The organism is Enterobacter sp. AC1 (assembly GCF_050434705.1).
In the GTDB taxonomy this organism is placed as follows: Bacteria; Pseudomonadota; Gammaproteobacteria; order Enterobacterales; family Enterobacteriaceae; genus Enterobacter; species Enterobacter cloacae_L.
The window spans coordinates 602,876-621,937 of sequence record NZ_JBNDIZ010000003.1; the positions used below are offsets into that span (position 1 = coordinate 602,876).

Here is a 19,062-nt window from a genome sequence, read left to right on the forward strand (position 1 = left end):
CCTATGCCGATAAATGATAAGACCCCACGCCCGCAGGAATTCGCCGCGGTCGATCTTGGTTCTAACAGTTTCCACATGGTCATCGCCCGTGAGGTGGATGGCGCGCTGCAGATCATCGGTCGTCTGAAGCAGCGCGTGCACCTGGCGGATGGCCTTGACGAGCGCAGCATGCTTAGCGAAGAGGCAATGGAGCGTGGGTTAAACTGCCTGTCGCTGTTTGCCGAACGCCTGCAGGGCTTCTCGCCCTCCAGCGTATGCATCGTGGGCACCCACACCCTGCGCCAGGCGCTGAACGCGCCAGAGTTCCTCAAGCGGGCCGAAAAAGTGATCCCCTACCCGATTGAGATCATCTCCGGAAACGAAGAGGCGCGTCTGATATTCATGGGCGTGGAACACACCCAGCCGGAAAAAGGGCGCAAGCTGGTTATCGACATCGGCGGCGGCTCTACGGAGCTGGTGATCGGTGAAGACTTTGAGCCGCGTCTGGTGGAAAGCCGCCGTATGGGCTGCGTCAGCTTCGCGCAGATGTATTTCCCGGGCGGCACCATCACCCGTGAAAATTTCCAGCGCGCGCGTATGGCCGCTGTCCAGAAGCTGGAAAACCTGGCCTGGCAGTACCGTATTCAGGGCTGGAACGTCGCGCTGGGCGCGTCAGGCACCATCAAAGCGGCGCATGAAGTGCTGCTGGCGATGGGCGAAAAAGACGGGTTTATCACGCCCGAGCGCCTGACGCTGCTTACCGAAGAAGTGCTGAAACATAAAAGCTTCGACGCCTTAAGCCTGCCGGGTCTTTCCGACGAGCGCAAAGCGGTCTTCGTGCCGGGTCTGGCTATCCTCTGCGGCGTGTTTGATGCGCTGGCCATTAAAGAGCTGCGTCTTTCTGACGGCGCGCTGCGTGAAGGTGTGCTGTATGAGATGGAAGGCCGCTTCCGCCATCAGGATATCCGCAGCCGCACCGCGCAAAGCCTGGCAAACCAGTACAACATCGACCGTGAACAGGCGAAGCGCGTGCTGGAAACGACCGTTCAAATGTACGATCAGTGGCAGGAGCAGAACCCTAAGCTGGCCCATCCGCAGCTTGCCGCCCTGCTGAAATGGGCCGCGATGCTGCACGAAGTGGGTCTGAACATTAACCACAGCGGGATGCACCGCCATTCGGCCTATATTCTGCAAAACAGCGATCTGCCCGGCTTCAACCAGGAGCAGCAAACCATGATGGCAACCCTGGTGCGCTATCACCGTAAAGCCATCAAGCTCGACGATCTGCCGCGCTTCACGCTGTTCAAGAAGAAGCAGTTCCTGCCGATGATTCAGCTGCTGCGCCTGGGCGTGCTGCTCAATAACCAGCGTCAGGCCACCACCACGCCGCCAACGCTGAAGCTGAAAACCGACGACCATCACTGGACGCTGAGCTTCCCGCACGACTGGTTTAGCCAGAACGCGCTGGTCCTGCTGGACCTGGAAAAAGAGCAGCAGTACTGGGAAGCGGTCACCGGCTGGCTGCTCAAAATCGAAGAAGAGAGCGCCGACGTCGCCGCGTAATGGCTCAGGCGTCCACGGAGGACGTCTCAGCTTCCAGCAGCGACTCAAGCGGTGCCGGCCTGCCAATCAGATAGCCCTGCACGTAATCGATGCCTAGCGCGTGAACCGCGCTACGTATCTCTTCGGTCTCAACATACTCTGCCACCACCAGCATTTTCTTCATGCGCGCCAGATGGCAGATCGACGCCACTATCTGGTAATCCAGGCTGTTATTGACGATATTGCGGATAAAGCTGCCGTCGATCTTGAGTATGTCCGCATCTACGCTTTTCAGCCGCGCATAGCTCGCGTACCCGGTGCCGAAATCATCAATCGCAATGCGTACCCCCATTTTCTGCAGCTGCTGGAGGATGTGTAGCGCCTGCTCCCCGCTGCCGAAGGTGCTGCACTCGGTCACCTCAAAAATCAGCTGCCACGGCTCAATGGCGTATTTCGCCAGCAGGCGGCTGACCTCAAGCGGGAACTGCACCCGACAAACGGTTGACGGGGCCAGGTTAATGGCAAAACGCTGGCCGGGCAGCCTTTCGCGATGCGCGGCCAGGAAGCGCAGGGTGTTCTCCAGCACCCATAAATCCACCCGCGAGGACAAGCCAAACTCCTGCGCGACGGGCAAGAACTGATCGGGAGAGATCAATACCCCGTTGATATCCGGCATCCGCAGCAGGACTTCGTGATAGCGATCGCCACGCAGGCCGCGAACGGGCTGCGCCAGCAGGGTGAATTCGTTGTTATCGAGCGCCTTTTGCAGGCGGCTCATCATTGCGACCTTATCCTTCAGGCTGCGCTGCAAATGGACCGCACCACGCTGCTGAAGATTCTCCGGATGGTTGGAGGAGAGCGACAGATCGGCAACCACCCCGAGTTCCCCCAGGACCAGATAGAGATGGTTAACCGGAGACCGTACATAGCAGTAGCTCACGCCAACCTGCGGCTGCAGCGGCATGCCGTCCCAGACGAAGCGGAACTGTTTGATATGATCGTCCAGGGCCTCAATCCGCTGCTGGTGTGATTCCGCGTTAAGTCGCACCGCCAGGTCATACCCGGTAAGGTGGTACACCTGCTCATTGGGCTGGAGCGTGCCGTTAACCCACTGCGCCAGCTGCTGTTTATACAGAATACGCAGCAGCACGCCGTAATTTCGGCCCAGAATTTCCAGCTCCGGAATACGCAGCAGGCAGAGCGCCGACCACGGGTTCTTCGCCAGATCGCGCGTCAAGGCCCGAAGGTTAGGCATGTGCACGACCGGGTCGAGCAGCGCCAGCCTGCGGGAGCGTTTATTCACGGCGCGCTGGCGAGTCGCCAGCATCGACATATAAATCACCACAAACGAGAAGACCAGGTAGCTGGAAGAGGTGATCGCCAGCTGAATGTCATACCCCTGGTTCACCGGGATATAGTGGTAAAAATAGTGAATAGACACCAGCAGCACCGGTGTCCAAATCAGCGAGATCAGCTTATAGCCAAATCGCATTGCGCCCCAGAGCATCACCGGCATCAGCAGCGACAGGGTGTAGTTGGTGGTGAAAATAGAGCTGTTTTCATTCATCGGCAGCAGCAGCAGCGAAAGCAGCCCGCCAAGCGCAATCGCCCACAGTAAAAACTCGACGATCGTCACCTTTTTGTCTATCTGGCAACGGATCTGCGAGACAAGGCTTTTGACATAACGCGGATGGCGAATCAGGCGGATCAGCAGATAGCTCAACGGCACGCCCGTCAGCCCGCTGACCAGCAGCGCCTGATAGTTAATGAGCGTGCGAATATTGAGAGGGTTTAATCCCGCCAGGCTCTGTCGGCTCTCATACACGCCCAGATAGACCGCAAACTGAAACAGCACCAGAAACAGCGTCGCGGGGCAGAAGACCTGCCAGAAGATGCGCTGCGCCATCAGCCGGACGTCGCCGTAAGCCGTCATATTCCGTCGGGGCGCAAACACCCGGTAACCGCCCCAGCTGAGCACTAAAGGGATGATAAAATGGAGCATACCGGCGACGGTTTCAAACATCCCGACCGACGGGTAATAGCGGATAAACAGCGACAGCGCGATCCCAGGAAGGGCTTCCAGGCCAAAGAACATCATCAGCGAAAGCAAAAACGAGAGGGGCAAATAATAGAGTGCCGCAATACCGTCGCCCAGCTGCGTGAACGTATTCGCGACGCTCAGTATGGGAAGTAAAACCACAGGCAAAATAAGCGGCAATGCCCACCAGCGGTTTTCATTTTTTATCAGGAAAGCAAGAATGTTCATAGATGCCCGGTTAAACCCCTATCGCTCCAGAGGGAAAATGAAGACAGGCATCCAACCTGACGTACGCGCTGCCCGGCAACGTGCGGGGCGAACAGTGTGGAGGAAGGATTTTAAATATCAGGGCCGGGAATCCGTTGACTTAAATCAAACTAATTTACGCAAATAATTTTTTATGGCGATTTTTTTGAAATAATTTTCTTCATATTATCAATATGGTAAATGCATTAATTAAATTCAATAACAATAATTAATGTAAACATTGACGGTTATTTACACACAGCAGAATTGACCCCCTCTTCCCGCTGTGCCTTAATATCCTCATCGCCCAAATGGGCATACCCAGGAAAAACAGAGTGAGTCAGGCCACGCGTATACGCAAACGACATCGATTTAACACCCGAATGACCCGCATCATACTGCTCATCAGCTTCCTGTTTTTCTTTGGCCGCTTCGTTTACTCTTCGATTGGCGCCTGGTACCACCATCAGGATAAAACCCAGTCACAGCAATCCAGCCTGACCGTCGATACCGCTGACCGCTAGGCGGACAGAGGATTTTGCAGTATCCGAATAATGCCTGCTATGCCTTTGCTCAGGATTTTGTCCTGCCGCATCACCACGGCCAGCTGCCGCTGCAGCACCGGCGTCAGCGACATCACGCACAGCCCGTCGCGATCGGCAACCTGTTTGACCGCCATGCGCGGCACAATGCTGTAGCCCAGCCCCGCGCGAACCATCCGTTTGATCGCCTCTATGCTGCCAAGCTGCATCACCGGCGCGATCGTTAACCCATTGCACGCAAACCAGCCATCAATCAGCGCCCGGGTACCGCTGCCGGATTCAAAGGCAATCAGCGGCTGAGCGTGCAGCGCTTCCGGAGTTAAATCCCTGAATGCATCCTGCTGCTCCCGCGACGCGATAAAGACAAACTCCTCGTCCATCACCGGCATAACGTCCAGCCCTCTTCCATTCACCGGCAACGTCACCAGCCCCATATCGAGACGGTTTTCTTCGATGGCCCTGACGATGTCGAGGGTGTTGCCCGTCGTCACCCCCACGCTCAGAAGCGGAAAGTCGCGGCGTAGCTGTTCCAGCAGCGGTGGCAGTAGATGAATGCAGGCCGTTGCTCCCGTGCCAAGCGTAATGGTGCCGCTCACGTCGTGGCTGAACGCGCTCACGGAGCGGATGGCTTCATCCACCGCCTGCTGAATACGCTCCCCGTGCGCCAGTAAAGCCTGCCCGGCATCGGTCGCCTTAATGCCCCGCCCGGTACGCTCCACCAGCCGCGTTTGCAGAAATTGCTCCAGCTGGCGTATTTGCAGGCTCACAGCGGGCTGGGAAATGCCCAGCAGATCCGCTGCCGCTGAAAAGCTGCCGCGCTGGATAGCCAGACGGAACGTGGCGAGATAGCCCAGATTAAGCGTCGTCATTCAAAGTTTCTCTTATACCGCGCATAAGGTTGCTGCCCTGCCAGCACAATACCGCGCGAGTTATGCTCAGGACAACTGCACAGCGGAATGAAAAACAATGGAAACACCTGCCCTGCCTCGCCGACTCGCCCTCACGGCGGGATGTAATCAACTCATCAACTGGGGGATCTCGTTTTATATGCCCGGCACCTTTGCGCTGGCCATTTCAGCCGACCGGGGATGGTCATCAACGCAGATTTACCTCGGCCTGACGCTGGCGATGCTGGTGATGGCGGCGGTCTCCCCGTTTGTCGCCCGTCTGCTGGCGCGCTTTGGCGGCCAGAAGGTGGTGATAAGCGGCACGTTGCTGATCGCCATAAGCTGCGCGGGGATGGCGTATACCCAGACGCTTGTTGGCTGGTACTGCGCCTGGCTGGTCACCGGCGTCGGGATGCGCCTGTCGCTGTACGATGCGCTGTTCGCCGCGCTGGTGAACCTCTACGGACAGCAGGCGCGAAGAACGATTTCACGCGTCACGCTGGCGGGCGGGCTGGCCTCAGCCGTTTTCTGGCCGCTGGGCGATGGCCTGCTTCACATCATGAGCTGGCAGGATGCGCTGCGCGTCTATGCCCTCTTTGGCCTGCTGAGCGCGGTGCTGATTCGAACGCTTCCCCGGCAGCGGCTGACGGTGACGACAAAGGTCACCGCGCCGCCTCTGGACAACGAGCGGCGTAACAGCTGGCTCTATGCCGCCTTCATTGCCCTCATCACCTTTGTCTCTAACGGCACATCCACCCATCTGCCGGAGTTTATTGCCCACTTTGGCCTGCCGGTCGCTATCGGGATGCTGTGGGGATTCGGCCAGACGGGCGCGCGCGCCCTGGAGGTGCTGACGGGTACCCGCGTCACCCCCTTCACATTAACGCTTGTTACCGCTCTCGCCATGCCGCTCTGTTTTCTTCTGGGGATAAGCAGCGCCCTGTTTGTCTGGTGCGCGGCCGGTTTTGTGCTGGGCTATGGGGCCATCAACGGGCTGGTTACCATCGTTAAAGCCACCCTGCCGCTGGCGCTGTTTAGCGCGGAAAGCTATGCCCGCCGAACGGGCATGCTGCTTATCCCCGGCCAGCTTATGGCGGCAGCCTCACCGTTTGCCTATGCGTGGCTCAACAAAACGCTGGGGATCGCTGGCGCAATGTGGGTGTCAACAGGGCTGACGCTGGTGATTGCCGGGCTGGCGATAGCGATTGTGCGCCGTCCCGGCAGGCAAACTGTATCGCACTGTATCCAGCAGGCCACGCTGACAAACGGGTACAAAACGCCCCCTCCGGCAAATATCTCCGATACATAAAAACGGTTATCTGTGTCTGACATCATGTCGAACCAATGAGGAGACACACCGATGATTCGCCGTTATTTACTGTTCCCACTACTGGCTCTGACGTCGACCAGCGGCGCCTGGGCCGCGCCCCTGGACAACCTGAGCGCCGCCGACGTGAATGGCCCCGCCGCCGTTGCCCCGCTGGAACGCCCGCAGCCGCCGGCAAAGCTGATTGTCGATCCCCCCCTTGCCGGCCCGCTGAGCAAAGGCGCGGTGTTTATTCAGTATCGGGCCGAAAACCTGCGCATCGAGCCGGTATTCGGGCCCGATGCGCTCAGGGTCGCCCCGCGCATCGGACACATTCACGTGGTGGTGGATGACGCGCCGTGGCACTGGGCTGACGCCAGCGGAGAGCCGGTGATCCTGGTGGGGCTGCCCGCTGGCAAGCACAAGGTGACGATTATTCTGGCCGACCCGACGCATAAGCCGCTCGATCGCAAAACCGTTGAATTCACCGTTCCGCCCCACGCGGCGGTCCACCATTTTTAAGGAGCCTCAGAATGAAAGCACTGACTGTACTGACGGCAGGCCTGCTGGCGCTGTCCGCCAGCGCCTTTGCGGAGAGTCAAACCAGCGTTGTGCTGGTGCACGGCGCGTTTGCCGACGGCAGCAGCTGGAATAAGGTGATAACCCTGTTGCAGAAACAGCACGCAGAGGTCATTGCCGTGCAGCTGCCGCTCACGTCGCTCAAAGATGATGTTGCCGCCACCCGGCGGGCCATCGCCCGCGCCCAGGGGGATGTGGTGCTGGTAGGCCACTCCTGGGGCGGCACCGTGATTAGCGAAGCGGGCAACGATGCGCGGGTAAAATCGCTGGTTTACGTGGCGGCGTTCACGCCGGACTCCGGCCAGTCGACGGCGGATGTAGCGGGAAGCTACCCCGCGCCGCCGGGCAGCGCGGGCATCGCCAAAACGGCGGACGGTTATTTATATCTGCCAACGGACGCCGTCAGGAAGGATTTCGCGCCTGACGTGAAACCGAATGAACAACAGACCATTGCGGCCACGCAGGGGCCAATAAAGGGCGACGCTTTCGCAGAAAAAGTGACTCACGCCGCGTGGCGCAACAAACCGAGCTGGTATGTGGTGAGTCAGAATGACCGGATGATTAATCCGGCGCTTGAACGCGCAATGGCGAAGACGATCCACGCGAAAACCACCGAGGTGGCGGCGAGCCACGTGTCGATGGTGAGCCAGCCGCAGATCGTTGCCCGGACGATTGAGCAGGCGATAAGCAGCAATTAACCGGAGTGACTCATTCGATCTTCTGCACTTCCGTATCCATCGCCAGCAGCGCAGTGCCGTCATGCGCTGCTGGCGCCATAAAGGGAACCGGCTTGCCCGTCCGCCTGTCGACCAGCAGCGAGTGGCGCTCGCCCTGCGCGAACAGATTCTGCTCTCCCCACTGACGCAGCGCCACGACCACGGGGAAAAGCGCTTCTCCCTTGTCGGTCAAGACATATTCCTGATAAGCCGTGCCGTCTGATGCCCCCTGTAACGTCAGGATATCCGCCTCAACCAGCTTGCGAAGCCGGTCAGAAAGGATGTTGCGCGCCACGCCCAGGCTGTGCTGAAAATCCCCGAAGCGCGTCATGCCGTCAAACGCATTTCGCACAATAAGAAGCGACCAGCGATCCCCGATCAGATCAACGCTGCGGGCAACGGGACAATATTCCTCCTTTACCGTTTTCCGGGACATTACCTGTTTTCCTCGCAAAGGCCACCCTATAACTAGTTGCATTTTAAAACCACATAACCTAGCATTCAACTAGTTTCATTTTGAAACCAGGTTATCACAGGCGAGGATTTTGAACATGTCACTGACGTCAGCCCTTCCTTCAGCCGACATGCCGCGCAGCATGGTCTGGCTGTTCGCCACCGCCAGCGGCTTAAGCGTGGCAAACGTCTACTATGCCCAGCCTTTGCTTGACGCGCTGGCGAACGATTTCGGCATCAGTCATGCGGCCGTGGGCGGCGTGGTGACCGCCACACAAATTGGCTGCGCGCTGGCCCTTTTGCTTGTGGTTCCTCTGGGTGACAAAGTGGATCGTCGACGACTCATGGCCATCCAGCTGATTGCTCTGGTGGTGGCGCTGGTTTCCGTCAGCATGGCACAGTCCTCTTCAGCGCTGCTTATCGGTATGCTTGCGACCGGTATGCTGGGTACGGCTATGACGCAGGGGCTGATCGCCTACGCCGCCAGCGCCGCGTCCCCCCACGAACAGGGGCGCGTTGTCGGCACGGCACAGGGTGGCGTGTTTATAGGTCTGCTGCTCGCTCGCGTCTTTGCCGGTGGCATCAGCGATATCGCTGGCTGGCGCGGGGTTTATCTTTGTGCTGCCGCGCTGATGCTCATGATTGCGTTACCTCTGTGGTGGCGACTCCCCGCCCTGCCAGCCGTCACTGCCACGATGAGCTATCCGCGCCTGATTGGCTCAATGCTCACGCTGCTGCGGCAGGAAAAAGTGCTGCAGATACGCGGCATGCTGGCGCTGCTGATGTTTGCATCGTTCAACGTTTTCTGGAGCGCGCTGGTGCTGCCGCTGAGCGCACCGCCGTTTAACTTTTCGCATACAGCGATTGGCGCGTTTGGATTGGCTGGTGCTGTGGGCGCGCTGGCGGCTGGCCAGGCAGGACGCTGGGCCGATCGGGGATATGCCCAACGCACCAGCGCGGCGGCGCTGAGTATCTTACTGTTAGCCTGGTGGCCCTTGTCGCTGATGGAGCATTCACTCGGGATCCTGGTTATCGGCATCATACTGCTCGATTTGGGCGGTCAGGCGCTGCACGTCACCAACCAGAGCATGATTTTCCATACCCGTCCCGAGGCGCACAGCCGGCTGGTCGGGCTTTACATGCTGTTTTATGCCGTCGGCAGCGGGCTCGGCGCACTCGGCACGACGATGACGTATGCCTATGCCGGCTGGCCGGGCGTCTGCCTGCTTGGCGCCTCGGTCAGCCTGCTGGCGCTGGTGTTCTGGTGGCTAACCCGCTTCAGCGCCCGCCATTCGCGGGATAATCGCGATTAATCCACGCGTGGTCCTCTTCCCAGGTGAACATCCATTTGCGCACCGGCCCGGCCATCACGTTGAGGTAGTAGCTGTCATACCCGGCCATCGTCGCCACCGGATGGTAGCCCTTCGGCACCATGACCACATCGCGGTTGTAGACGGCCATGCACTCATCAAGCGTTCTGTCGTCGGTGTAAACGCGCTGCATGCAGAACCCCTGCTCCGGGTTGAGGCGATGGTAGTAGGTCTCCTCCAGATAAGTTTCCTGCGGCGGATTAGCCGTGTCGTGCTTATGGCTCGGGTACGAGCTAGTGCAGCCCTCATTGGTCCACACCTCCACCACCAGCAGGCTGTCGGCGGGCTTGTCTTCCGGCAGAATGTTGTGCACGTAGCGCTGGTTGTGGCCTTTGCCGCGCGCTTCGCCGTCGATATCCTGAGGGGCAATCAGCCGCGTAGGGTACGTGCCTTTGCCGGGGGCGGCGCAGACCGCCAGCTCCAGCTTCGTCAGCGCCTTCACCTGGACCGTCTCCTGCGGGGTGACGTAAACCGCCCACGGCTTGATGCGCTCGAACGGGCTCATCCGCTCGCCGATGTCGTTAAACTGCGCGGAAGGCGTGCTGATGGAGGCGCGTCCGGCGACCAGCACCAGGCAGCGCTCTTCGCTGACGGCGGGCAGCGTCAGCTGCTGCCCCTCCTGCAGCTCATACGCCTCAAAGCCAACATATCCCCAGCCGGCGCGTTCCGGCGTGACGGACTGGGTGCGCCCCTCACCGTTCGGCTGCTGCCAGCGTGATAACAGACGTGACATGTCGCCTCCTCAGATAAGCCCGGCGTCGCGCGCCAGGCGGCTCAGGTTGTTATACCCCAGACGGGCGTAAGTCAGCGGATGGGCAATCGCCGGATCCTGCTCGGCCTCCACCACCAGCCAGCCGTGATAATCCTGCGCCTTCAGCAGCCGCATAATCGGCGGGTAATCGACGCAGCCGTCGCCCGGCACGGTAAACACGCCGCTCAGCACCGCGTCGAGGAAGCTGGTTTTACGGTTTTTCACGTCCGCCAGCACGTCGGCACGCACGTCTTTGCAGTGAACGTGGTTGATGCGCGACGCCCAGCGCTGCGCCACCGCCAGCGGATCGGCCCCGGCAAAGGTCAGGTGGCCGGTATCCAGCAGTAGCCCCACCGCGTCGCCGGTGTGGGTCATCAGGTTGTCCACGTCGTCGGCGGACTCAATCACCGTGCCCATATGGTGATGGTAGGCAATCTGTACCCCCTGCTGCTGCGTATAGCGGGCAAACTCGGTGAGCTTCTCGCCGTACTCCTTCCAGCGCGCCTGCGGGAAGCGCGGGCGCAGGTGCACCGGGGTTTGCTGCTCGCCGTGAATACAGCCGCTCACTTCCGCAAAAACCAGCACCTTCGCCCCCAGCTCGCGCAGCAGCGTCAGGTGGGACTGCACGGCGGCGATCTCCTCCTCCACGCTGCGCTCCAGCAGGCGGCCGGAGTACCAGCCGGAGACCAGCTGCAGGTCGTGGCGCTGCAGGATGGGGCCGAGCAGGCGCGCTTCTCGCGGGAACTTATTGCCCAGCTCGAAACCGGCGAAACCGGCCTCTTTCCCTTCGCTCAGACAGGTCTCCAGCGACGTCTCCGCGCCGAGAGAAGGCAGATCGTCGTTCGTCCACGTCAGCGGGTTAATGCCTAATTGCACACTCATTGTCGTCTCCATTATGCGTGTCCGCGCTCGCGCCACCAGGCGATGAGCTGCAGGTAGTTGTCCCGGATGCGCGCCACCAGTTGCGCATCGTCAATATCGTGCTTCAGCCACGCGCGGGAAGCATCGCCAAACAGCGTGCGCCCTACGGCGAAGCCTTTTACTACCGTCTGCCCCGCTGCGGCCCTGAAGTCGGCGCGCAGCTGTTCCGCCGGAGCGTCCAGGCCGAGGATCACCACTCCGCGGCAGTGCGGATCCCGGCGTTCGATAATCTCGCTCAGCGCCGTCCAGCCGTCGGCCGAGAGCGGCGGCAGCTTCCACCAGTCCGGGTAAATGCCGAGGTTGTAGAAGCGGGAGATGGCGCGCAGGTAGAGCTCGTCGCTGCGCGGCATGCTGGCGGGCAGGATCACCTCCAGCAGCAGCTCGTGCCCGGACCGGCAGCAGGCGTGGTACACCTCGGCGATTTTCTGCTCCTGCTCCAGGCGCAGGCTGTGGGCGTCTTCCGGGTGGAAGAAGACCAGGCACTTCACCACGTGCTCCTGCGGCCAGCTGATGAGCTGGGTGCCGATGTTGCCATGCTCCATCTCCAGAGGCCGGGAGCCCGGCAGCTCGATGGGGCGGCCAATCCACCACCCTTCCCCGGTGATCGCGTTCAGCGCGTCCTGACCAAAGGTGCCGTCGCACAGCAGGCCGGCTTTGCCCTCCAGCCCGGCGCGGCTCGCCGCCTCGCGGCTGGCCTGCAGGATCAGCTGCTTCAGCGCCGGAATGCGCTTAAGCGACGCGCCGCACTGCATCGCCATATCCTCAAGCTGGCTGCGGTGGTCGAAGGCCATCACGCACAGCTCCGGCCACTCGCGGCGGCGGGTGGTGACGCGGTGGAGATGGTTAAGACGCGGGTCGAGATCCGGGCGCGGCACATCCGCGGCGCGGGAGAGATAGTCATCCAGCTCGATTTTGCTCGGCATCGCCGGGGCGCAGCCGTGGCGCGAGACCACCAGCGCGCCGCAGGCGTTGGCGTAGCGGCACGCCTGCTCCCAGCCTTCGTCGTTCAGGTAGCCGCGCAGCAGGCCGGACATAAACGCATCCCCCGCGCCGAGGACGTTCAGCACCTCCACGCGCACGCCGGTCACCGTCAGGCCGTCGTCCAGCCGGGGCGGAATGGCGTCGGTGAAGACCGAGCAGCCGAGCGCGCCGCGCTTGCAGACCAGCGCTGCGTCACTGACGGCGCGCACCTGCCCCAGCGCCTGCAGGGTATCCGTGCTGCCGCCCGCAATGTGAAACTCCTCTTCGGTGCCGACAATAACGTCGAAGAGGTGCAGCACCTCCTGCAGCTCGCGGGTGACCTGATCGGCGGCGATAAAGCGCGTTTCGCCGTCGCCTAAGGCGGTCAGCCCCCACAGCACCGGACGGTAGTCAATGTCCAGCACCGTACGCACGCCGTGACGGCGGGCATAGCCCAGCGCCGTCAGCACCGCCTCGCGGGTCTGCGGGTGAGAAAGGTGGGTCCCGGTGATGGCAAGACAACGTGCGGAGGCGATGTAGCTTTCGTCCACATCGCTGGCCGTAATGGCCATATCCGCGCAGTTATCGCGATAAAAAATCAGAGGAAAGGTGTCCCGGTCTTTAATGCCGAGTAGCACCAGCGCCGTGAGGCGTTGTTTATCGGTAATCAGATGGCGGGTATCGCAGCCCACCTGGTTGAGCTCTTCCCGCAGGAAGCGGCCCATATGTTCATCGCCGACGCGCGCCAGCATCGACGAACGTAAACCCTGACGCGCGGTGCCGTACGCCACGTTGCCGGACGACCCGCCCAGATATTTGGCGAAGCTCGAGACATCCTCCAGACGGGCGCCAATCTGCTGGCTGTAGAGGTCTACCGCCACGCGGCCCATGCATATCACATCAAACTGCTTTTCCACGTTGATACCTCATCAGACAATGTCGTTCACGTTCAGCCAGCGGCCTTCCCGGTGCGAAAGTGCAATCGCGTCCAGCACGCGCGACACCTTCCAGCCCTCTTCGAAGTCCGGCCACATCGGCGCGTCGGCGGCAATCCCGTCCACCAGGTCGCGCACCTCCACCGTTTTTTGGTCGTTAAAGCCAATCCCGTGGCCCGCGCCCATGCAGAACGCGGCGTAATCCGGGTGCGCGGGGCCAACGAGCAGCGTGCGGAACCCCTGACGGTTCACCGGATCGTCATGCAGATAGAGCTTCAGCTCCGCCATGCGCTCCTGGGTGAAGCTGATGGCGCCTTTCGTTCCGGTAATGACGTACGACAGCCCCATCTTGCGGCCGCAGGCGACGCGGGAGGTTTCAATCACGCCCTGCGCCCCGCCCGCGAAGCGCACCATCGCGTGGGCCTGATCCTCGTTTTCGACGGCGATCATCTCCGACGATCCGGCCTTCGCCGGGCGTTCCGGGACCACGATCTTCAGGTCGCCGCAGACCTGCTCGATATCCCCCACCAGGTACTGGGCCATATTGACGATGTGCGCCGCGAGATCGCCCAGCGCCCCCAGCCCGGCGGTCTCTTTAAAGCAGTGCCAGTGAATGGGCGAGAGCGGGTCGGCCATATAGTCTTCGTTGTGGGTGCCGTAGAAGTGGATCACCTCACCAATCTCGCCGCGGGCGATAATCTCCTTCGCCAGCTGCGCCGTCGGGTTCTTCATGTAGTTGAACCCCACCAGCGTTTTCACCCCGGCCCGCTTCGCGGCGTCAACCATCTCGCGCGCGTCGTGGGCATTAAGCGCCAGCGGCTTCTCCGAGTAGACGTGCTTGCCGTGGCGGATCGCCTCCAGCGCCATCTCTTTATGCAGATGGTTGGGTGAACAAATATCCACCACGTCAATGGCCGGGTCGGCCACCAGCGCCCGCCAGTCCCCGGTGGAGCGGTTGAAGCCAAACGCCTGCGCGCGCGCTGCCGCCAGCTCCGGCGTGACTTCCGCCACCATCTCGCGCACCAGCCTGCCGCGCAGGTTGAACACCGTCGGGGCCTGGGCATAGGCGATGGCATGTGCCTTGCCGATATACCCGGTGCCAATCAATCCAATACGAACCTCTTTCATCGTGATCCTCACAGTGCGCCGCGACGGCTTTTGGCATAGGTATCGAATGCCACCGCCAGAACGATAATTAATCCGGTGATAATTTGCTGGTAGTAGGCCGAGACGTTCATCAGCACCAGGCCGTTAATCAGAATGCCCATAATGATGGAGCCGATAATGGTGCCGCCGATGCGCCCATAGCCGCCCATCAGCGAGGTGCCGCCAATCACCACCGAGGCAATAACGCGCAGCTCAAAGGAGATCCCGGCTACCGCCTCTGCACTTCCCAGACGCGCGCTCAGGATGAAGCCTGCCAGCCCCGCCAGACAGCCAATCAGCACGTAGACGCTGACCAGCACGCGCTTGACGTTCACCCCCGCCAGTCGCGCCGCCTCCGGGTTGCCGCCGATGGCGTAGACGAAGCGGCCCCAGCGTGTTTTATGCAGCGCCAGATAACCGCCAATGGCGACGATGGCGAAGATCCAGATCGGAATAGAGATGCCGAGCAGCTCCCCGCGTCCCCACCAGCGGTAGCCCGGGTCGAAACCGGCGATCGGCGCACCGTCGTTAATCACCAGCGTCAGGCCGCGCCAGATGGTCATCCCACCGAGGGTGACGATAAACGGCGGCAGGCGCAGGCGGGTGACGCCCAGACCGTGCAGGAAGCCAATCGCCGTGCCCATGGCCAGACAAATCCCCAGCCCGATTAGCCAGCTCATGCCGCCCCAGGCGTTCGGGTCGACGGTGGTGAAGTTGTCGCCTTTGATCACGTACGCCGCGGTCATGGCGCACACCGCCAGAATGGAGCCGACGGAGAGGTCGATCCCGGCGGTCAGGATGACGAAGGTCATCCCCACGGCCATGATCCCGTAGATGGACACTTCGGTCAGGATGTTGAAAATATTGCGTTCAGAGAAAAAGTTACTGTTCTGCGACTGGAAGAAGATCAGCAGCAGGATCATGAAAATCAGCACCCCGAAGCGCTCGAAGAAGGCGATGGGATCGATGCGTCCGGCGCGTTTGACCGGGGCCTGCGTTTTAGAAATCATCTGCGTCATGAGAAACTCCGTTATGCCGCGTTCAGGGCGTTGTGGTTGATGGCCATCATCGTCATCAGCCGTTCTTCGTTAGCGTCGTCACCGTGGATCACGCCGGTCACCCGGCCTTCGCTGAGAGTGATGATCCGGTCGGACACCGCCATCACCTCAGGCAGATCGGAGGAGATCACGATCACCGCCACGCCCTTTTTCGCCATGTCAAACAGCACCTGGTGCACTTCCGATTTGGTCCCCACGTCGATGCCGCGCGTCGGCTCATCGACGATCAGCACCCGCGGGTTGAGCGCCATGCAGCGCGCGAGGATCACTTTTTGCTGGTTGCCGCCGGAGAGCTTGCGCACCTCCTGCGCGCTGTTGACCATTTTGATCTGCAGCGCCTGGCGGTAGGACTCAATCAGGTCGTCCTCTTTGCGGGTGTTCACGAACCAGCGCCACTGCAGCAGCGAGGAGAGGCAGGAGAGCGACAGGTTGTCGCGAATCGACAGCCCCAGCACCGCCCCCTCTTTTTTGCGGTCTTCCGGCACCAGCGCCACGCCCTGGTCGAGGGCATAAAGCGGGTCGCGCGGCTGGTACGGCACGCCGTCCAGCTCAAAGCTGCCCGAGGTAAACGCGTCTGCGCCAAACAGGCAGCGCGCCACCTCGGTGCGCCCCGCGCCCACCAGCCCGGCAATGCCCAGGACTTCCCCGGCGTGAACGTGGAAGCTGATGTCGTGCAGAGCGATACCGTGCGGATCCAGCGGCGGCTTCTCGCGGCTCAGCCCTTTCACCGCCAGGCGGACGGGTTTGTCTTCATGATGCGTTTCGCTGGCGGGACGACGGTTAAAGGCCACGTCGCGTCCGACCATCAGGCGGATCAGCTGTTCTACGCTGGTCTCCGCCACCGCGCCGGTGCCGGTGAAGCGGCCGTCCTGGAAAACGGTGAAGCGATCGCAGAGCTTGAAAACTTCGTGCAGACGGTGGGTAACGTAAATAATGCTCACGCCGCGATTTCTAAGCTCCCGCACCACGCGGTGCAGGCTTTCCACCTCGCTGTCGCTCAGCGCGGCGGAAGGTTCGTCCATAATGATCAACCGGGCGTTGAGGGTCAGCGCCCGGGCGATCTCCACCATCTGCTGCTGGGCGACGCTCAGGCGGGCGACAGGCGTGGTCGGCGCAACGTTCAGCTGCAGGTAATCGAGAATGACCTGCGCCTCCTGGTTTACCGCCTTTTCGTCGACGATCAGGTTACGTTTACGCGGCTCGCGCCCGAGAAACATGTTTTCCGCAACGGTCATGTTGGGCAGCAGGTTGAATTCCTGATAGATGGTAATAATGCCCTTGTTCTGGCGCTCCACCGGGGAGTCGTCCACCGGCAGCGTTTCGCCGCTGAACCAGATATCCCCGCGCGTTTGCGGCTGCGCGCCCGCGAGCGCCTTCAGCAGCGTGGATTTTCCCGCCCCGTTTTCCCCCAGCAGGGCGTGAATTTCTCCGCTGCCGACGGTCAGCTGCGCGCTGCTCAGCGCCCAGACGCCGGAAAAGCTTTTGGCCAGGTCGGTCACTTTCAGTAAGGGTTGCGACATCGGTCTGCTCCTCCTCATGATGAGCCGCCAGAGGCGGCTCGGGACATATTAGTTACCGGCCTCACCGATACGCTCGGCCTGCTGCAGGTTCTCTTTGGTGATAAGCGTCGGCGGATAGTCGGCTCCGGTGATGGCTTTCTTCTCGCGCACGTTGGCCACCAGCTGGCTCATCGCCGTCTGCACCGCAAAGCCCGGGCGCTGATCCGCCGTTACCGCCAGCCAGCCGTCGCGCACGCGGGCCAGCGCTTCCGGTACCGCATCGAAGCCGGTCACGAGGATCTCGCCCGGCTTCACGCCCTGGCTCTGCAGCGCTTCAATCGCCCCCAGCGCCATATCGTCGTTGGCGGAGAGGATCACCTGCGGGCGCTTCGGCAGCGAAGGCAGCACGCTTTCCACAATGCGCATCCCTTCCGAACGCATCCAGTTCCCGGTCTGATCGGCGACGATCTTGTACTTATCCCCGCCCGCCTTCAGGCTGTCGCGGATCCCTTTGGTGCGTTCAATATTGGAAGAGGAGCCCGGCTGACCGGTAAGGAGAATGATGTCCGCGCCGTTGGGGAATTTGGTTTTAACGAAGTCGCCAACCGCCTGGCCGCCCTTGTAGTTGTTGGCGCCGAAGTGCGGCACTTTCTTCTGGCTATCGACGGAGCGGTCAAGGGTGACGACCGGCAGCTTCGCATCCTGAATTTCATCCACCGCGCTGGAGACCGCGTTCACGTCGTTCGGGGAGACGATAAAGCCCTGCGCCCCGCGGGTGATGGCGTTTTCCAGGTCAGCCACCTGCTTCGGTGAGCTGCCCTGCCCGTCCAGCACCTGAAGCTTCACGCCCATCTCTTTTGCGGCTTTCACCGCCGTGCGCTGCATGTGAACTTCAAACGGCATGGCCAGGTTTGGCGTACTGAAAACAATTTGCTCGTTTTCGGCGAGGGCAGCCCCGGACGTCATGGCGATGAGGGCGGCTACGATCAGTTTTTTCATTATTATGTCTCTCTGTGTAGGGTTGTTGTGTTTAGAGGACGATCTCGCGCTGGCTGCGCAGCGACTCCAGCGCTTTATCCGCGAGGTACAGCGCACGTTCACCATCATCGCCGCTGCAGTCAGGCACCGCTTCGCCGCGCAGGACCGCAACAAAGTGTTCCCATTCCGCGGCGTAAGCGGATTTGTAGCGCTGCAGGAAGAAGTGTTCCGGCAGCGCGCTGGTGCAGCCCTGTTTGCCGTAGTGCTGCACCTGGTTTTCAAGGATGTTGCCCGCGCACAGCAGACCTTCGGAGCCGTGCAGCTCCAGGCGCTGGTCGTAGCCATAAGATGAACGGCGGCTGTTGACGATGGTGGCCATCGCGCCGGAGGCGTATTTCAGAACGATAAACGCGGTATCGATATCCCCCGCCTCGCCAATCGCCGGATCCACCAGGTTGCTGCCCTGGGCATACACCGACACCGGCTCTTCGCCCATGATGAAGCGCGCCATGTCAAAGTCGTGGATGGTCATATCGCGGAACATGCCGCCGGAAACGCGTACGTACTCCGCAGGCGGCGGAGACGGATCGCGGGAGATGATGAGCAGCGATTCCGGCTTGCCGATGCGCCCGGCCTGGACGTCGGTTTTCACGCGTCGGAACTGCGGGTCAAAGCGGCGGTTAAAGCCGATGAACAGCGGCACGTCGTACTCTTTAACCACTTTCAGGCAGTCGCGCACGCGGGCGAGGTCGAGGTGTACCGGCTTTTCACAGAAGATGGCCTTGCCGTGGCGGGCGGCCATTTCAATGAGGTCCGCGTGGGTATCGGTCGCGGAGGCGATCAGCACGGCGTGAACGTTAGGGTCGGTCATCGCCTCATCCAGGCTCTGCTGGCGGGCCTGATACTGCGCGGCGAGACGGGTGGCAAATTCCTGATTCGGGTCAACCACGGACCAGAGCGTGGTCGCACCGTGGCTGGCGATGTTAGCTGCATGTACCTGGCCAATTCGGCCAGCGCCCAGTAAAGCAATGTTAAACATAACGGCTCCCGGTGTTGGTGAATGCTGTGAACTAACGACCCTATAAATAAAACATTTATTTCATTTTTATAAATAGTGAAAATTATGTTTTTGAGTGTGGGTTAACACTTTTGAGAT

At 60.9% G+C, this 19,062-nt stretch carries 17 protein-coding genes; 6 read left to right on the plus strand and 11 right to left on the minus strand.

Annotation, left to right across the window (positions count from 1 at the left end; genetic code table 11):
- The first annotated feature begins 3 nt into the window (after nucleotides 1-3).
- Nucleotides 4-1,542 carry an exopolyphosphatase gene (ppx, locus tag M2433_RS12575; protein ID WP_059311978.1) on the plus strand — a complete coding sequence of 513 codons (1,539 nt, stop codon included), beginning with the start codon at nucleotides 4-6 and terminating at the stop codon, nucleotides 1,540-1,542.
- A gap of 4 nt (nucleotides 1,543-1,546) precedes the next feature.
- Here the strand turns inward: ppx and M2433_RS12580 are convergent, their stop codons facing one another.
- Nucleotides 1,547-3,787, minus strand: coding sequence for an EAL domain-containing protein (locus M2433_RS12580; protein WP_429054008.1), 2,241 nt, complete (start codon nucleotides 3,785-3,787; stop codon nucleotides 1,547-1,549).
- Between the two features lie 353 nt (nucleotides 3,788-4,140).
- Here M2433_RS12580 and M2433_RS12585 point away from each other — a divergent pair, with 353 nt between their 5' ends.
- Complete coding sequence (locus M2433_RS12585; protein ID WP_429054006.1) at nucleotides 4,141-4,329, plus strand: YfgG family protein; 189 nt, start codon at nucleotides 4,141-4,143, stop codon at nucleotides 4,327-4,329.
- Here the strand turns inward: M2433_RS12585 and M2433_RS12590 are convergent.
- The gene (locus M2433_RS12590; protein WP_429054003.1) at nucleotides 4,326-5,216 is read right to left on the minus strand and encodes a LysR family transcriptional regulator; all 891 of its coding nucleotides are present in this window, start codon (nucleotides 5,214-5,216) and stop codon (nucleotides 4,326-4,328) included. The genes M2433_RS12585 and M2433_RS12590 overlap by 4 nt on opposite strands.
- Before the next feature lie 97 nt (nucleotides 5,217-5,313).
- Here M2433_RS12590 and M2433_RS12595 point away from each other — a divergent pair, with 97 nt between their 5' ends.
- The 3 genes from M2433_RS12595 to M2433_RS12605 are packed head-to-tail and all read left to right on the plus strand — an operon-like array spanning nucleotide 5,314 to nucleotide 7,817.
- On the plus strand, nucleotides 5,314-6,543 hold the full coding sequence (locus tag M2433_RS12595; protein ID WP_429054001.1) for an MFS transporter: 1,230 nt from the start codon (nucleotides 5,314-5,316) through the stop codon (nucleotides 6,541-6,543).
- 51 nt (nucleotides 6,544-6,594) lie between these two features.
- Nucleotides 6,595-7,062, plus strand: a complete 468-nt coding sequence (locus tag M2433_RS12600) for a DUF6130 family protein (protein WP_429053999.1) — start codon at nucleotides 6,595-6,597, stop codon at nucleotides 7,060-7,062.
- An 11-nt stretch (nucleotides 7,063-7,073) separates the two neighbouring features.
- Nucleotides 7,074-7,817, plus strand: a complete 744-nt coding sequence (locus tag M2433_RS12605) for an alpha/beta fold hydrolase (protein WP_429053996.1) — start codon at nucleotides 7,074-7,076, stop codon at nucleotides 7,815-7,817.
- A gap of 10 nt (nucleotides 7,818-7,827) precedes the next feature.
- Here the strand turns inward: M2433_RS12605 and M2433_RS12610 are convergent, their stop codons facing one another.
- Nucleotides 7,828-8,271 carry a winged helix-turn-helix transcriptional regulator gene (locus tag M2433_RS12610; protein WP_225285264.1) on the minus strand — a complete coding sequence of 148 codons (444 nt, stop codon included), beginning with the start codon at nucleotides 8,269-8,271 and terminating at the stop codon, nucleotides 7,828-7,830.
- A 115-nt stretch (nucleotides 8,272-8,386) separates the two neighbouring features.
- On the opposite strand from M2433_RS12610, the gene M2433_RS12615 reads away from it, so the two are divergent.
- Nucleotides 8,387-9,601: an MFS transporter gene (locus tag M2433_RS12615; RefSeq protein ID WP_429053993.1), complete on the plus strand. Its 1,215-nt coding sequence runs from the start codon at nucleotides 8,387-8,389 to the stop codon at nucleotides 9,599-9,601.
- Here M2433_RS12615 and iolB read toward each other — a convergent pair.
- Genes iolB through iolG form a run of 8 tightly spaced genes read right to left on the minus strand, consistent with a single transcriptional unit; the run spans nucleotide 9,567 to nucleotide 18,945 of the window.
- Nucleotides 9,567-10,391, minus strand: a complete 825-nt coding sequence (iolB, locus tag M2433_RS12620; protein WP_429053989.1) for a 5-deoxy-glucuronate isomerase — start codon at nucleotides 10,389-10,391, stop codon at nucleotides 9,567-9,569. The genes M2433_RS12615 and iolB overlap by 35 nt on opposite strands.
- A gap of 9 nt (nucleotides 10,392-10,400) precedes the next feature.
- Nucleotides 10,401-11,291, minus strand: coding sequence for a myo-inosose-2 dehydratase (iolE, locus tag M2433_RS12625; RefSeq protein WP_248165360.1), 891 nt, complete (start codon nucleotides 11,289-11,291; stop codon nucleotides 10,401-10,403).
- An 11-nt stretch (nucleotides 11,292-11,302) separates the two neighbouring features.
- On the minus strand, nucleotides 11,303-13,207 hold the full coding sequence (locus M2433_RS12630) for a bifunctional 5-dehydro-2-deoxygluconokinase/5-dehydro-2-deoxyphosphogluconate aldolase (RefSeq protein WP_429053987.1): 1,905 nt from the start codon (nucleotides 13,205-13,207) through the stop codon (nucleotides 11,303-11,305).
- Between the two features lie 12 nt (nucleotides 13,208-13,219).
- Nucleotides 13,220-14,353, minus strand: a complete 1,134-nt coding sequence (locus tag M2433_RS12635) for a Gfo/Idh/MocA family protein (RefSeq protein WP_070533459.1) — start codon at nucleotides 14,351-14,353, stop codon at nucleotides 13,220-13,222.
- Nucleotides 14,354-14,361: 8 nt separating this feature from the next.
- On the minus strand, nucleotides 14,362-15,390 hold the full coding sequence (locus M2433_RS12640; protein ID WP_010433895.1) for an ABC transporter permease: 1,029 nt from the start codon (nucleotides 15,388-15,390) through the stop codon (nucleotides 14,362-14,364).
- A gap of 11 nt (nucleotides 15,391-15,401) precedes the next feature.
- Nucleotides 15,402-16,949, minus strand: coding sequence for a sugar ABC transporter ATP-binding protein (locus M2433_RS12645; RefSeq protein WP_429053984.1), 1,548 nt, complete (start codon nucleotides 16,947-16,949; stop codon nucleotides 15,402-15,404).
- A 48-nt stretch (nucleotides 16,950-16,997) separates the two neighbouring features.
- Complete coding sequence (locus tag M2433_RS12650) at nucleotides 16,998-17,927, minus strand: sugar ABC transporter substrate-binding protein (RefSeq protein ID WP_045325982.1); 930 nt, start codon at nucleotides 17,925-17,927, stop codon at nucleotides 16,998-17,000.
- A 31-nt stretch (nucleotides 17,928-17,958) separates the two neighbouring features.
- The gene (gene iolG, locus M2433_RS12655) at nucleotides 17,959-18,945 is read right to left on the minus strand and encodes an inositol 2-dehydrogenase (protein WP_429053980.1); all 987 of its coding nucleotides are present in this window, start codon (nucleotides 18,943-18,945) and stop codon (nucleotides 17,959-17,961) included.
- Nucleotides 18,946-19,062 lie beyond the last annotated feature (117 nt).

Coding starts and splice junctions, on each gene's coding strand:
- M2433_RS12600 (WP_429053999.1), top strand. CDS start 6,595: ATGATTCGCCGTTATTTACTGTTCCCACTACTGGCTCTGACGTCGACC.
- M2433_RS12650 (WP_045325982.1), bottom strand. CDS start 17,927: ATGAAAAAACTGATCGTAGCCGCCCTCATCGCCATGACGTCCGGGGCT.
- M2433_RS12595 (WP_429054001.1), top strand. CDS start 5,314: ATGGAAACACCTGCCCTGCCTCGCCGACTCGCCCTCACGGCGGGATGT.
- iolE (WP_248165360.1), bottom strand. CDS start 11,291: ATGAGTGTGCAATTAGGCATTAACCCGCTGACGTGGACGAACGACGAT.
- ppx (WP_059311978.1), top strand. CDS start 4: ATGCCGATAAATGATAAGACCCCACGCCCGCAGGAATTCGCCGCGGTC.
- iolB (WP_429053989.1), bottom strand. CDS start 10,391: ATGTCACGTCTGTTATCACGCTGGCAGCAGCCGAACGGTGAGGGGCGC.
- M2433_RS12590 (WP_429054003.1), bottom strand. CDS start 5,216: ATGACGACGCTTAATCTGGGCTATCTCGCCACGTTCCGTCTGGCTATC.
- iolG (WP_429053980.1), bottom strand. CDS start 18,945: ATGTTTAACATTGCTTTACTGGGCGCTGGCCGAATTGGCCAGGTACAT.
- M2433_RS12615 (WP_429053993.1), top strand. CDS start 8,387: ATGTCACTGACGTCAGCCCTTCCTTCAGCCGACATGCCGCGCAGCATG.
- M2433_RS12645 (WP_429053984.1), bottom strand. CDS start 16,949: ATGTCGCAACCCTTACTGAAAGTGACCGACCTGGCCAAAAGCTTTTCC.
- M2433_RS12635 (WP_070533459.1), bottom strand. CDS start 14,353: ATGAAAGAGGTTCGTATTGGATTGATTGGCACCGGGTATATCGGCAAG.
- M2433_RS12580 (WP_429054008.1), bottom strand. CDS start 3,787: ATGAACATTCTTGCTTTCCTGATAAAAAATGAAAACCGCTGGTGGGCA.
- M2433_RS12640 (WP_010433895.1), bottom strand. CDS start 15,390: ATGACGCAGATGATTTCTAAAACGCAGGCCCCGGTCAAACGCGCCGGA.
- M2433_RS12605 (WP_429053996.1), top strand. CDS start 7,074: ATGAAAGCACTGACTGTACTGACGGCAGGCCTGCTGGCGCTGTCCGCC.
- M2433_RS12610 (WP_225285264.1), bottom strand. CDS start 8,271: ATGTCCCGGAAAACGGTAAAGGAGGAATATTGTCCCGTTGCCCGCAGC.